This window comes from Stieleria sp. JC731, from assembly GCF_020966635.1.
Lineage (GTDB): Bacteria > Planctomycetota > Planctomycetia > Pirellulales > Pirellulaceae > Stieleria.
The window spans coordinates 878,291-891,702 of the sequence record NZ_JAJKFQ010000011.1; the positions used below are offsets into that span (position 1 = coordinate 878,291).

The 13,412-nt window shown below is 50.9% G+C and carries 16 protein-coding genes and 1 tRNA gene; 6 read left to right on the plus strand and 11 right to left on the minus strand.

Annotated elements, in window-relative coordinates:
- Window positions 1–10: 10 nt before the first annotated feature.
- Both LOC67_RS20075 and LOC67_RS20080 read left to right on the plus strand, forming a co-directional pair.
- Window positions 11–469 (plus strand): hypothetical protein, encoded by a 459-nt coding sequence (locus tag LOC67_RS20075; protein WP_230264555.1) that lies wholly within the window; start codon window positions 11–13, stop codon window positions 467–469.
- A 721-nt stretch (window positions 470–1,190) separates the two neighbouring features.
- Window positions 1,191–1,264, plus strand: a tRNA-Pro gene (locus LOC67_RS20080).
- Window positions 1,265–1,545: 281 nt separating this feature from the next.
- Here the strand turns inward: LOC67_RS20080 and LOC67_RS20085 are convergent.
- Together LOC67_RS20085 and LOC67_RS20090 are read right to left on the minus strand one after the other, a co-directional pair.
- Window positions 1,546–1,962: a hypothetical protein gene (locus LOC67_RS20085; RefSeq protein ID WP_230264557.1), complete on the minus strand. Its 417-nt coding sequence runs from the start codon at window positions 1,960–1,962 to the stop codon at window positions 1,546–1,548.
- On the minus strand, window positions 1,949–2,413 hold the full coding sequence (locus LOC67_RS20090; protein ID WP_230264559.1) for a hypothetical protein: 465 nt from the start codon (window positions 2,411–2,413) through the stop codon (window positions 1,949–1,951). Before LOC67_RS20090 ends, LOC67_RS20085 begins: the two co-directional genes overlap by 14 nt.
- A gap of 870 nt (window positions 2,414–3,283) precedes the next feature.
- On the opposite strand from LOC67_RS20090, the gene LOC67_RS20095 reads away from it, so the two are divergent.
- From LOC67_RS20095 to LOC67_RS20105, 3 genes are all read left to right on the plus strand, one after another.
- On the plus strand, window positions 3,284–4,837 hold the full coding sequence (locus LOC67_RS20095) for a HEAT repeat domain-containing protein (RefSeq protein ID WP_230264561.1): 1,554 nt from the start codon (window positions 3,284–3,286) through the stop codon (window positions 4,835–4,837).
- 71 nt (window positions 4,838–4,908) lie between these two features.
- Window positions 4,909–5,508 carry a DUF4291 domain-containing protein gene (locus LOC67_RS20100; RefSeq protein WP_230264563.1) on the plus strand — a complete coding sequence of 200 codons (600 nt, stop codon included), beginning with the start codon at window positions 4,909–4,911 and terminating at the stop codon, window positions 5,506–5,508.
- Window positions 5,505–5,876 carry a VOC family protein gene (locus LOC67_RS20105; RefSeq protein ID WP_230264564.1) on the plus strand — a complete coding sequence of 124 codons (372 nt, stop codon included), beginning with the start codon at window positions 5,505–5,507 and terminating at the stop codon, window positions 5,874–5,876. The genes LOC67_RS20100 and LOC67_RS20105 overlap by 4 nt, the downstream gene beginning before the upstream one ends.
- A 115-nt stretch (window positions 5,877–5,991) precedes the next feature.
- Here LOC67_RS20105 and LOC67_RS20110 read toward each other — a convergent pair whose 3' ends face one another.
- Window positions 5,992–7,722 carry a protein kinase domain-containing protein gene (locus LOC67_RS20110; RefSeq protein ID WP_230264566.1) on the minus strand — a complete coding sequence of 577 codons (1,731 nt, stop codon included), beginning with the start codon at window positions 7,720–7,722 and terminating at the stop codon, window positions 5,992–5,994.
- Window positions 7,715–8,344, minus strand: coding sequence for an RNA polymerase sigma factor (locus LOC67_RS20115; RefSeq protein WP_230264569.1), 630 nt, complete (start codon window positions 8,342–8,344; stop codon window positions 7,715–7,717). The genes LOC67_RS20110 and LOC67_RS20115 overlap by 8 nt, the downstream gene beginning before the upstream one ends.
- Before the next feature lie 338 nt (window positions 8,345–8,682).
- Between LOC67_RS20115 and LOC67_RS20120 the strand changes: the two genes are divergently transcribed.
- Window positions 8,683–10,044: a DUF4339 domain-containing protein gene (locus tag LOC67_RS20120; protein ID WP_230264571.1), complete on the plus strand. Its 1,362-nt coding sequence runs from the start codon at window positions 8,683–8,685 to the stop codon at window positions 10,042–10,044.
- Between the two features lie 302 nt (window positions 10,045–10,346).
- Here the strand turns inward: LOC67_RS20120 and LOC67_RS20125 are convergent, their stop codons facing one another.
- The 7 genes from LOC67_RS20125 to LOC67_RS20155 all read right to left on the minus strand — a co-directional run bounded on the left by LOC67_RS20125 (window position 10,347) and on the right by LOC67_RS20155 (window position 13,063).
- Window positions 10,347–10,709, minus strand: coding sequence for a hypothetical protein (locus LOC67_RS20125; RefSeq protein WP_230264572.1), 363 nt, complete (start codon window positions 10,707–10,709; stop codon window positions 10,347–10,349).
- 111 nt (window positions 10,710–10,820) lie between these two features.
- Window positions 10,821–11,066 (minus strand): hypothetical protein, encoded by a 246-nt coding sequence (locus tag LOC67_RS20130; protein WP_230264573.1) that lies wholly within the window; start codon window positions 11,064–11,066, stop codon window positions 10,821–10,823.
- Window positions 11,067–11,116: 50 nt separating this feature from the next.
- The gene (locus LOC67_RS20135; RefSeq protein ID WP_230264574.1) at window positions 11,117–11,311 is read right to left on the minus strand and encodes a hypothetical protein; all 195 of its coding nucleotides are present in this window, start codon (window positions 11,309–11,311) and stop codon (window positions 11,117–11,119) included.
- A 3-nt stretch (window positions 11,312–11,314) separates the two neighbouring features.
- Window positions 11,315–11,593 carry a hypothetical protein gene (locus tag LOC67_RS20140; protein ID WP_230264575.1) on the minus strand — a complete coding sequence of 93 codons (279 nt, stop codon included), beginning with the start codon at window positions 11,591–11,593 and terminating at the stop codon, window positions 11,315–11,317.
- 74 nt (window positions 11,594–11,667) lie between these two features.
- Window positions 11,668–12,270, minus strand: a complete 603-nt coding sequence (locus tag LOC67_RS20145; protein ID WP_230264576.1) for a hypothetical protein — start codon at window positions 12,268–12,270, stop codon at window positions 11,668–11,670.
- Between the two features lie 69 nt (window positions 12,271–12,339).
- Entirely contained in the window at window positions 12,340–12,765 is a 426-nt protein-coding gene (locus tag LOC67_RS20150; protein ID WP_230264577.1) for a hypothetical protein, read from the minus strand.
- Window positions 12,766–12,814: 49 nt separating this feature from the next.
- A complete protein-coding gene (locus tag LOC67_RS20155; RefSeq protein ID WP_230264579.1) occupies window positions 12,815–13,063 on the minus strand; it encodes a hypothetical protein in 249 nt (82 codons plus the stop codon).
- Window positions 13,064–13,412 lie beyond the last annotated feature (349 nt).

The window sequence follows — 13,412 nt, forward strand, 5'->3', positions numbered from 1 at the left end:
TTTATTGCTGATGTCTTCATACGAGCATGAACCACTTTCACCCGTCTTTCGCATCGACGTTTCTGCGGACGCAGAAACCGAGACACGAAAGACGAAAGACCAAATCATGATCGACCTGCTTCGTCACCTCATCGCTGGCCAACAACAGCAAAACCGTCTTCTCGAGCAAATGATTCAGCAGCAAAATGCTGTCAATGAACAACGTGCAACCGAGCTTCAACAGTGGAAAGACGCGAACCCAGAATTGGCTCGCTCTTGCCGCACTGCCGCAGAAACGCTCAGCCGCGTGCAGACTCGTTTCCTTGATAGCTTGACCGAAGAGATTGCGGACAGCGAAGACAGTTTGGAAGAGAGCGAGTTCATGTTGAATGAATTCGTTGACCGCTTCGGACCTCGCTTGGCTCACTTAAACGGTGTCCTTCAAGTCTTGGCCCAGCTCGGCCACGCCGAGCCATCACAAGCCAGCTAGTGCTATTAGCCGCACAGCGTTAGCGGCGATTCTCGCACGGGCAACCGAGCCCAACTGAAGAGTAGTACGACTGCCCTATGAGCCGCACCGCGTTAGCGGCGGTTCTCCTTCGGGCAGTCGGCTCTAAGCCATTCGCTAATCTGAAAATCAAGCAGCAGTCCCATCAGCCGCACCGCGTTAGCGGCGGTTCTCGCACGGGCAGCCAGGGCCAACTCCCAATCGCCCGATCCAAAAAACAAGCTCGACCAAAACCAACCTCGCGTTCGAGCAAATGCAAAAGGGCTCTGCCTTCCGAGTCCTTTTGCTGGCCACAGCCCCCGTGATCGCCGGAATTTACTGCACTCGCACCGAGTCGTAGTCAGCGGCATGAATTTTGGCGAGAAGTTCCACGAGTGGTTCAGCGGGGGGCTTCACTTGCTGCGATCGGGTTGCAGTTCACTGGATCGTGCGAATTTGCTGAAATCAGTCAAGAAGCGATGCTTCCGAGGCCGACCTGACAGCAATCGAGAAGTTTTCAATTCGGTGACTTGTCAGGCCTTTTCGCAGGTCATCGGATATGTATACTTCTCGCTTCGTTCACCGGCCGTTCAGATGCGGCACAATGATTGAAACGGTGGAGGAAGTTTGGTGACACAGTTCATCAAGGCGAAAAGAAAAAAGCGAGGTCAGTGAACCTTTCGCTCGGAATCAATCTCCGTTAATCTATCGCCACAACGCCAATCGGGGCGTAGCTCAGCCTGGCAGAGCGTCTGGTTTGGGACCAGAAGGTCGCACGTTCAAATCGTGTCGCCCCGACTTGAATTGAAAAAACTGAACGCCGCAACTTGTTTCCAGCAAACAACTTGCGGCGTTTATTTATGGCCTAATTCCATGGGCAAAATGGTGGGCAAGTTCGTGGTCAAATTTCCTGAGTCAATTCGACCAGTCCTCGGCCCAGTCCTGTCCCCATTGGTGGAGCGTACAACAACACGAAACGGGGTGACTTGCGTTGACTGACGCAAGTGACGGAGCCCGTTATCAGACTCCATGCCTGCTCCTGATCTCTTGCCACTCTTCATCCTTCATGTCCGCAGGCTTCACCGCCCGTACCGCTCGAAGTAAGCCGCCGAGTCCCCATCTGCCCCGTACCCACAACGGCCACAGACATCGATTCGATTCTGCACTGGCGAGGAGCAAACGGGGCACTCGAACTGACCGTCGTTACGACTCCCATTCACGGCTGACGGCAAAGAATCGAAGAACGGATCGCCGCCGTTCTGCCGGTACTGCTGATACTCAGGATTTCGGCCCCAAAGTACGGCCATCCCAACTTTGGTCAGCATCCAAGCAATGCCGCCGAAAAACGCAACCGTCGATACGGCACTGACGACCATCTCGAATGCCGTCCAAAAATTGGTCCCCGTCATCCAGTTCCAAGTCCAAGCCAACGCTTTGTAGATCACAAAGACGATCATGCTGGCCCGAAGGAATGTTCCGCTCTTACTCGTCTTCATCTGGCTCCTCCAGCCCCCATTCAACGGCGGGATCATCTGGCTTCTTGTAATTGGGATCAGTGATTGAGGCTTCGACCTCACTCAACATTCCCCAGTGGATTGTTGGAAGCACCAGAGAGTCAAACGTAGGGCCATTGCCGTGTTCGTGTGTCTTCACGTTTAAGACTGATGCACGATGCAAGTAGTGTGCAACCTGTTTCGGACTAACAGCACCCCAGACCTCGATCTCGACAGGACAGACATAGCGGACTTTCCGTGAGCTAATACCTTTGTAGAAGTCTTTCAAGATGTCCTGCATCACCATGCAGGCATCGGATGCTGTGGCGAACAACATGGCCTCAGACTTATCCTCGACGAACTTTTCGCCGTCCCAAACGGAACGGTCATGCTGATTTCGGATGATGTATCGACGGCTGGGCGGCTCGCCGATGGGTATTGCTCGAAGGATCAAGTTCCTGCTCCGTGAATGAGAATCGTGGGCCAGAGGACAGAGTTTCTGGCCCTCAACAAGCGGGTGTTAATTCAGGGCAATCAGTGAGCGAACCTATTGTCCTTCCGTGGTGTCATCGGCTCTGTCCGCAAATTCAGGAGGCGTAACATGCGATCTACAAACCACGAGCATTTCCGAGCCTGCTTCTGATGGCGTAAATCGGGATCGAATGTCATGATCTTGCAGCAAAAGATGGAGTTCTGCCTTGAACAAAGGTCTCAAAAGATATCGATATATCGGCCCTGACCATTTGAGACCGCTTGTGTCATCTCCAGCACAGCCAATCAAGACGCCAGATCAACTTCGGTCCGTGCTAACGTCGTTGGGAATCACACAGGGCTCAAATGAGCAAACCGCAACATTCGTAGTCGATTTAAACGGCCACCTTCGTCTTGCTCCTCGTCGGTCGGAGCATGTTAGCTGTGCGGGAGGTAATGATGTACTGAGTGCAGGTGAGATCACCTTTGATTTCTCCGCCAATGAGATCATTGCCGAGTGGGTGACGAATCAATCGACTGGATATTGCCCGGAGCCGTCGTCATGGAATGCCGTCGAACAGGCATTGAAACAAGTTGGGGTCGTCGTGACTGATGGATTTTCGATGCCAGTGATATTTCGGCGGTGTGACAACTGCCGACAGATCAGCATTGTCAAAGACAATCACTTCGAGTGCGATGTTTGTGGGGTGCAACTGCACCAAACATGGAATTTGGGATAGCGATGTCTGTGACGAGTTTCAGGAATACGATCTAGGGTGTTCACAATTCTGCCCTCGACCTACTTATTTTTGGCGAGCGTGCCAGTGGCCACGAAAAATTGAAGAAACATGCGATGGCAGAAAAGAACGACCAACGTATTGAACGGATACTGAGCAAGCTGAATCAGGTGCGGCAACGGGGGTTGTCTTGTTTTGGGTCAGATCGCCACCGTTTTCGGCTCAACTCACCTGTTGATGAGGCGTTTTTGATTCGATTTGAGTCTGAGCACAATGTGACTTTGCCTTCTGACTATCGGAGCTTCCTACGGATTGCAGGCAACGGCGGAGCGGGTCCGTACTACGGCATATACAAATTGGATCAATCAAACGACTTTAGCGACTGGACGGCAGAATATCCTGCGGACAAGATCATTGATCTACCCAGCCCGTTACATCCCGAGATGTCCCGAGAGAATGACTGGGAGAGTCAGTTCAACAATTGTGCCTCGCCCTATCAAGGAATGATCTCCATCGGTACTCAGGGTTGCACCTACGAGATGGGACTGATCGTTACCGGTGAGTTTGCAGGTCGAGTCGTCTATCTTGACGCCGATGGACAGGCTCCCTACGTCGTTAGGGAACCAGACTTCTTGTCGTGGTACGAGCGTTGGCTTGATGAGTTGCTCGGGGGCTATGACATGTTCTGGTTCGGTTACGGCCTTACGGGTAATGAATCCGCTCTGATTGCCTTGCTGAACAGTGCTTCCACATCAGATTTGGATCGTGCAGAGGCGGTTCATGCCATTCGGCGGCTACCGAAACTCTCAGCATCGGGCCAACAGAGAATATGTCAGTTGATCGAAGACGGCGTTCCTGACGTTCGGGCAGCGGCATGTGCGGTCATTGAAAAATTCGAAATTGCTGAGGCAAAAACTTCGTTGTTGAAATTACTCGACGATGAATGCCCAAAAGTTCAGATGGCAGCAATCAGTGCAAACCTGTGTCTCTTTGGAAATGCAGCCTGTGAGAAAGTGGCCCAACTGCTGCAATCGGAAAACGAAGAGGTGGCCAAAACAGCGTTCTTCAAACTCAACGGTGACGGGAATCTCTCCAGTGAGGTTCTTCTGCAACTTACCGAATCGCCGCATGGAGTCATTCGCTACTGTGCCGCTCATGCCGCTAAGTGGAAACGGCGAGACGAAGCGTTGCTGCTCCGATTACTTAACGATGAGCATCCGCAAGTCAGATTCTATGCCGTTTTAGGGCTGCGTCAAATTCGCAGCCGAACCGCTATAGATTCAGTGATTGACTTACTCGCAAACGAATCAGACCACCATACAATTGACTCCATTTTGAGGGCGCTCGGGGAATTGCCGGGCAGGAAGAGTGCCGACGTTCTGATCGAGTGGGCCAACAACGGCGGCGACGATCACCACAGGCTGACTGCAATCGATAGCCTTTGCAAGCTCGGCGATACCCGTGTCAAACCTATCGCAAAATCTCTTTTGAACGAATCACGATCACCTTTGCGAATGGATGCGAACGGCCTACCTGTGATGTCAAACGTCAGGTCAATTGGCGAACTTGTTCTGGAGAGTCTTCGTGCCTCTCCCAACTGGCGACTAAAGCTGCTGGGCACTCAATTTGAGTGGCTGAAATGCCTGTCAGGAAGCCGAAGCGAAACATGAAAGTAAGTTCTTTGCACATCGAAAGCTACGTTGAACAGTCCAAAAGTTGGCCGCAAAACGGACGACACATAATGGCTCAATACGATGATGAAACGATCATCGTCTATCAAGCATATCGACCGGAGATCGGGAACTTCGCCGTCAAGAATGGCTACTTCGGCGGCGAGTTCAGTTACAACCGCATGAGTTGGATCAAGCCAAATTTCCTATGGATGATGTACCGGAGTAATTGGGGGCGATCTCAGGGACAGGAAGTCGTTCTGGCAATTCGACTGGGGCGACATTTTTTCGATTCTCTTTTGGAACAGGCGGTCCCATCGTCATTCGTTCCTGAGTTGTTTGAGAGCGATGAAGCATGGAAAGCAGCCGTCGCCCGATCCGACGTGAGGCTTCAGTGGGACCCAGACCATACTCCGAGCGGTGGCAAGTGCGAACGCAGAGCAGTTCAACTCGGCCTACGAGGGAAGACTCTGGAATCCTTCGGCAAGAACGAAATCGTCGAGATCATCGACATGAGTGAGTTCGTGGCTCATCAGCGTGAACTTGTAGGTAATGATATGTTGGGAACACTGCTGACTCCCTCAGAGAAAGTTTATGTCCCAAGAAATTCAGTTTCCGCAGCCAATGTCGGACTGAATGAATGGTCGATCACGTTGGGAGGACAGAAATGACATCACCCCAACTCAACCTCCTTGTCATTCGTTCAACCGAACCGGTCCGCACGGTGAGCTTTTACGAAATGCTCGGTCTTCGCTTTCAGGAAGAGCAGCATGGCAGCGGACCGATTCACTGGGCTGCGGAACTCGATGCTCTGGTCATGGAGGTTTATCCGGCACAGGCTCCCGATGAAGTGGATCGCACCACTCGCATTGGATTCAGTGTTGACGACATTGAATCGATCTTGGCCACGATGCGTGATCAGAATGTCGAAATCTTGAATGACCTGAAACAGACTAGGTGGGGACTACGAACCGTGGTGAAAGATCCAGATGGCCGTTCAGTGGAAATGACAAAAGCGACAGAACTTCATCTTGAATGATGATACACTTGGATCTGGCCGGGCTATTGCCGAGGTTCCTTCTAATCCTGAAATCTACCTCGCCAGCTTCCCCGGCCTTTTTCGTTCAATCTTGGAGTCAACAAAAGACCTCAAATTATCGAGCGAACGATTCCCATCGCCCATCGTTTCCGTTGCCTGACAGATCTTTGGCAATGCCGCCCTCGAATTGAGTGCCGTCGTAGATCAAGAGAGCAGATTTGTTTGCTTCCTTAATTGGTGCGAACGACTCATCAGGTTGGAAGTCATCCGAGTAGCGTTCGCCATCTGAAATCCGAACACTTCGGATCTTGCCAGCGAAGTAGTCGATGGGCGTGTCTTCGCTAACATTGCCAACCACGAAATGTGCATTTGGAGCAACAGCTTTGGTCGCTGGCCCGGTATGAACAAGCTTTCCATTCAAATACAGGCGGGTATCTGTTTTCCCAAAGACTGCACAAACATGTGACCACTGGCCCGGTCTGACGACCTCATTCGACTTGACCATTTGGGGAACGGTTTCAGCAGCAAGAACCGCTCCGCAGATTCCGACGCTAACTCCGAACTCACCACGAACATCACCACCGATAATAAAGTGGCAGTTTATGTCAGTGATCTCGGGATCAATCCAAGCTTCCAGAGTGACGGGGGCTCGACGCATCAATGGCGTGACAATCCGCTCCGTGCCGGTGAATACAAATGCACCTTCGCTCCGCACTGGTGAGTTTTGCGAAGCAGTTTCCCTCGATAATGCCGAAGGCCAGAACATCCAAATGCCCATAGCAGCAACAAGCGACAGTATCAAACCTGCAAGCCACTGCTTGCTTAGCGTCGATTCTTTGGCACTGATTGCGATACCAACATCATTTGCGGTTTCGAATCGATCAGCGGGATGTTTCGCCAAGCATTTCAAACAAACGGCCTCTAGTTGCTTCGAAATCGCTTTGTTGTATGCCGAAGGAGGCTTCGGTTGCCGAAGCAAGATCTGCTCACGAACGGCGGTCGGAGTTCGTCCTTGATAGGGAAGTTGGCCGGTAAGCAACTCGTACAAAACGACGCCCAAAGCATGGATGTCTGTCCGAGCATCGATCAACTGGACTTCACCGGCTATTTGTTCAGGAGCCATGTATGGAAGTGTTCCCGGTGTCCCACCACGATGATCTTCGATCTTATCGATGGTCGTGGCGATGCCAAAATCAGTGACCAGCACTCGACCGTGTTCATCGATCAAGAAATTTGCAGGCTTGATGTCTCGATGAAGAAATCCTTGCTGGTGTGCAAAATGAAGTGAGGCCCCAACATCGCAAACAATTCGCTTGGATTCGATGATGTTCGGTCGATCATTCTCGATGATGTCTGCGAGGTTCTTGCCTTCGACCAATTCAGTCACAAAGAACAGTTGACCGTCATGTCTTCCCACATCATGAACTGCAACGATGCCGGGGTGTTTCAACTTCGCTGCACGACGTGCTTCTTCCAGCAGTTGCTCTGACTGTTCAGGGCTTGCGACCGTCTTTGAAACTTTGACGGCAACATGCCGCTCCAGTTCAGGATCGAATGCTTTGTAAACCCGCCCATGCCCACCGCTGCCAACCAGTTCGTCGATACGATAGCGGCCTGCGAGAGTCCTCCCAATCAGTTCGTCGTTATCATCGTCATTGGAATCGTCAGCAGCATCGTGCTTCATCCAGTTCATGGATTTCAAAAGGTTGATTTGGTCGGCCAACTTGTCCTGAAGATCGGGACGATTGGAGCATAACTCGGCGGGAGATAGATCTTCCCCAAGATCCCAAGCTTCTTCCCACTTCAATAATAGCGTTGCAATGATGTCTTCGTTGTCGTCAACCAAGCTCTATATCCTCGACCAGCTTTCCCAATGTGATTCGTGCTCGTTGCCATCGGCGTTTTAGCGTGGCCAACGAGATTTCCAACAGTTGAGCGGCATCTGGCTGAGAGAGTCCCTCGTACCAGATCAGATTAACTGCCTCTCGTTCATCATCTGGTAAGCCTTCAACTGCCTCATGGAAAAGGCTCCAGCCCTCCAGCGATTCAGGCTCACGTTCATCCGATTTTCGTTCCGTTGTTTCGCCACCATCGGTGTGATGGTTGGCACCATTGCCGTGTGCTCCGTAGTGGTGTCTTGCAAGGTCGATCAACTCACGGCGAATCTGAGTCGTTGCCAACCCATAGAACTGCCTTGGGGTTTCTGGTTGGATCTCGGCAAGTGATCGATGCAACCGGATCATGGCGTTTTGCAGCACATCGTCGGTTTCTGACCACCGCTTCACTTTGGGGTAGTTCTTCAACATCCTTCGGGTCAGCAATCGCAGCCGCTCACAGGCATGGGCAATGATCTCATTTCGTGCATCGACCTGTCCCTGCCTTGCAAGGTCCAACCAGTTCTTAAGTCGTTGTGTGTGGCCGAGTTCCATCAATCGATTCCAGTGCTGAAAGTCGAAGATTTCCAGCATATACGAACCCAATTCTGATGACGACTATGGCTCTACATGGTTGAGCGAAAGTGCGTCTCAAATCGGCTCAAAGTCGCTGGCGAAATATTTTTGAGCCGGTTTTGGGCTGGGTTCCGCTCATCCCAGTAAACACCAATTCAACATCCGATTGCTCAGGAGAACTCAATGTCGCAAGGCGTCACTCAGTGTCCCAAGTGCGGTGCCGTTGGCACCTATCCAATCCGAATGCAGCAGGGCGGACAGGTCATTACCTGCAATTCATGCCGGAAGAACTTCACCGCTCAGGTGGATCATGGGCAGTTCACCGGTCGCAACCGCTAGGAAAGGGAGATTTTGTGGTGGCGAATCAGTGGTACTACATGAATGGCGACGAGAAGCACGGCCCATATAGTGACGCTCAGTTGAAGGAACTGGCTCGTGGTGGAAAACTACAAAAGGACGACCGTATTTGGAAGGAAGGAATGTCCCAATGGAGAACTGCGGGATCGGTAAAGGGCCTATTTCCACAAGCAAATCCAACCACACCACCGCCGCTCCCTGTAAAGCCTACTGTTGATGAGAGCACCGAAGAGCGTGAAGGGAATCAAGACGCATCAGCATCATTCGGTGGGTCAGCAAAACTGGCTGGGCAATTGGCAACAAAGCAGGCAGTGCACACGAAGATTCAGCAGGTGCATCTTCCTGCGTTGTACCTTTCCATCGGTCAACAGGTGTTCGATACCGACTTCCACGCAGAGACTCACGAATCTCTTTTCGATGAAATTAAACGACTCAATCAAAAAATCTCCGAGCTTGAAGTAGCTGGCGTCAGTTCACCAAAAGCGAAGACGATTGCAGACAAGGCGAAAGCCCTCGGGAACCAAACAGTTATCGCTGGGAAAGTCAAAACATCACAGTTCCAACGACGCCAAAAGCTGATTGCCCTCGGGAAAGCATCTTACGAAAGAGGAGAAGTTCCGAAAACATGCTCCAAAGAACAGCATGAAATTCAACGGCACTTGGATCGGTTAATCGAACTGCAATCCGAGATTGTTGTACTCAAGACTGAAGCCTCTGCCGCTGGAAAATCGCTGATGGCTTCTACCGCAGTCGTTGCATCATTTGCATTCCTGTGCGCACCGATTGGTTTGCTGTTGATCTGGCGACATCCTACTTGGAGCAAGCAAGCAAAGATGAAATGGGCGGGTGCATCTGTCGGATGTTTTCTATTGCTCGGCATAATCGGCAAGTTAAACAGTAAGCCAGAAACAGAATGGCTCGAATACAACGGCAACATGATTTCGACGGAGGGACTCACCGAGGAGGATATCGCTGACTTGAAGGCAAATGGTGCCCAATCGACAAAGCCTGCTGGCTCATCTGCAACGGTAAGCTCGATACCAGATACCGACACTAGCATCAATGAAATCGCTAGAGGTGTCGCTTTCAAGATCAAGAGTGAGAACCTTTGGGCGAACATGACTCCGAACAGATTTCAAATGGGACTTGAACAAGCTGCGAGAGACGCAGGCAGAGCAGACCTGCTTCCGATACGGGCAAAAACAACCCAGCATCATGACGATCTAACCAACGTCACAACGATCTACATGGAATACAACGAAAGTTTTGGAGTTGGCTTCGCCATCAACCACAGCAATCCATCTCGCAGCACGATGTCTTGCTCAAAGATTTGGTTGAATGGCGCAGAGATTCGTCCATGAATCCTGAAAATCTTTGTTGCTGAAGGGAAATTTCTGCCGCCGTATTTTGTGGGCAACGCATTCAAAAGCAAATTCAAGCGTGAGCAATCAGGCTCAAGAATCCAAAGACTTCAACTTTTGCAACAAACCTCTTGGCGGCGAAAAAATCTGGTCACGCATATAAAAGCTACAATGCACAAGGCGTGACGGGGGCTCTGTCTGGAAGAGAACTTAAAGTAATTGGTCGAGAATTGTTTGATTTATTTTTTTGCAACGTCGATGCTCCATACTGAAGGACATCGACGTTGCAATTCAACTGATCCTCAATCGACCTCGACAGCGAACGGTAGCAGGTGGCAACCGAACGGGCAAACCCAAGCGTCCCAGCCACCGCTGGTGCAAGTTGCGAGTTCACTGCTCCAGTTCCAGATGTCGGCAGCCAGCTTGTCGTAACCAAGTTGTTCTCCCTGTCGCTTGGCTCGTATCAGTCCGGTCTCGTGCTTCTTGAGATCGAGATCGGTTGTGACTCGATCTTCCCGCCAATCGCTTGCGATCCATTCAGCCCAGATGACTTGAAGCCAGTCCGCAGCTTCTTGATTGCCGTTGTTGGCAGCTTCGGCTTTGAGTTGGAGTTGTTCTTCCACGGCTGCATACGCTTCATGTGAGTGCGACCAAGACCATGCCATTGTTGTTCTCCGGTTGAGGGTTGTTGTTTGTTACAACCAACAAGCGGGTGTTAGTCGGCCATGAACAAAAGGACCATCGATCCATCGATGGTCCCTTCAACTTGATGTTGGTTACTCGGGCTTAAAGGAATGATAGAAGCGAGGGTTATGCTGGAAGAGGACGCTGCCCCTGACGCCATCGCTCTTCCGAGCCACGATGCAAAAGGGGGCACAGAAGCTAAGAACGGTGAAACTTTCTTGAAGTTGTGTTGTGTCGTAAACATCACCGTATTTGGCCTCAAGATCTTCCCGGCTGCCGGGTTCGACATTCAATGTCTTGCATAATTCACGACGGATCGCTTCGGTCTGGTCGGCCATCGCTGGCTCCTGTGAAAGTGGGAGTGTTTGCTACGGTCATCAAGCGGGTGTTATCCCGCTCGCTTCACGATGCTGGGACCGGCGCTGATGACCCGCAGATGTGGTTTGCCTTTGAGCAAGTCAAGCGATTGGCGAAAGGCAGTTAGGTTTTCGCAGATCCAGACGTTGAGCCCTTCTTCAACTGAACGGCCCAGCGTCGTGTTCGTGTAGAGCGAATCGATCACGCTTGTTTCGATTGATGGCATGGATCAATACTCCTCTGGAAGCAGGAGGCATGTCGAACTGCGATCAGCTTCAGTGATGATCCAGATTTTGTCCGTCTCGTTGATTTTGTAAGACGAGAGAATCCGTTCGCCATTCCAAATGGCTTCGTTATTTGCCTCTCTGTCCTCATCGCAAATTTCTCCAAAACTTCCGGTGACATGCTTCTGGATAAAATGCAGTGCGTTCAGATTGTGCTTTTCCAAAAGCTCCAAAGCTCCGGGTGTGCTGACAATCTGACCTAAGCTGAACAATCGCTTGCTCATTAACTTCTCCGTTGTGCGATAAAGAAAGAGCCATGGTCAACACCATGGCTCATTTGTTTCTGTTCAAGCGGGTGTTACTCTGCCTCTTGCATTGCCTCCAGATTGGAAGCAGCAGCCCAAACGAGATAGAGATTTGCGTCTTCTTCGTTGAATTTGGAGCCGCCACCGCCGTAAATTTCACGGCAGACTTGGTCCTTTTCCTCTGCTGAGGCAAGGGCATTTTGATAAACATCGTCAACTCGCCGAACGATTCGGAATTCAGGCTTGTAGGTGTCGAGGATGTACTGGCAAGCAGGTTCGGCATCACCTGAATGATTACAGTCGTGCATATCCGACAGCGTTTCGCCTTCCAGTTTTTTTCCGTCTAGAGTGCAGCATGTGACCGATCCGCAAAGGCTGATCTCGATGATGAACGATCCATCGGATTCGGCTTCGTTGTTTCTCTTGGTGATGAATTCAAAAAAGGTATCGAGCTTTTCGAGTTCATCCTCAAAGCCTGCTGGTCGTTCGGTGACGACCAATCGGCATTGTTTCATCCATTCAATAACGGCTTGCCGATGTTCTTCCGATTGAGGCCGACAGTCTGAATTGAATCCGTACATGCAAGCACCGGGATCGCCGTTTTTCATGAACGCCCCCCAACTTGATGCGTATTCGTATGCCTCCAACGGTTCCATGCTAGATCTACCTCGCTTGTGGATGTTTGTTTGAACGATCCACAAGCGGGTGTTACTTGTCGTCCGCAATCAAACGATGATTGCTCGTGATTGGCGTTTCGCCTTTCGCTTCTCGTGATGTCTCATCACTTCAGCACGCCATTCAGCATTGCCGCCAAATTCATCGATGGGAGCCATGTTCAGATACTTCATCGGGCAACTGAAATAGTACGGGTGCATCGATTCGTCCATGCTTTTGTTTCCCCATCCTGAATCACGGCGATATTCGATTAGGTCGCAAGTGATCCACCGCTGCTTTGGTTCAACGTCTTCACCATCCTTTGTGAATCGTCGCTCCCAAACAGCCCACAGAACGCCTGAGAATGAACCGCCACGGAAGCACTTAGCCAAACATTCGGTTTGAACCAATTTGTCGCCTGATTGTCGCTCCCAAGACTTGGTGATGTCGGCGATCAGTTCTTTCCGTGTGAAATCTGGTCGGTAAAGCCAGCCCATTTTTGTTTTCCCTTTAGAGTTGAGTTGTGTGACATCTGGGAAGAGGGTGTTAATCCGCTTCGACATGTTCGAACTCAGTTGGGAGAACTCCTTCGGTTGGTAGTCCGTTTCCGTGATAACGACAGGAAAATGGGATCTCTGCTCCTTCTTGACCGTAGATCATCAAGTGATCGAGATCGAGAACTTGGCCGCTAGGACCGTAGTGGCGATCATCTTCGGGATAGTCGCCGAGATTTTCGTCCTCGACAACGATCAAATGACCGTATCGCTCGTTGATAGCAAAATTCGTCAATGGCATCGCACATGCTCTTAGCCTCGACGATCAAGAACAACGGCGTGTAGCTACCACCTATTTCAATTAGAAACGCTTTCCCAAACCAGTCTCCCGGATTCAGGACTGGCATGTCGGATAGTTCGTGGCCGTGAAGAATTCCGCTTGCTTTAATCTCGCTCATTGCTTGCTCCATTGCAAAAGTTGTATTGCTGTTGATGCAAAACAAGCGGGTGTTAAAGCGGAATCACGTCGTACTCAGCGGATTCACCTTCAGCGATTTGGTCGATGGCTGAGAATGCCGCCATCACACGTTTGGAGGTCATTTGCTTGGTAGACCAGCGAGTGTTTTCCCAAGGACAAGTAGTTGATTTGC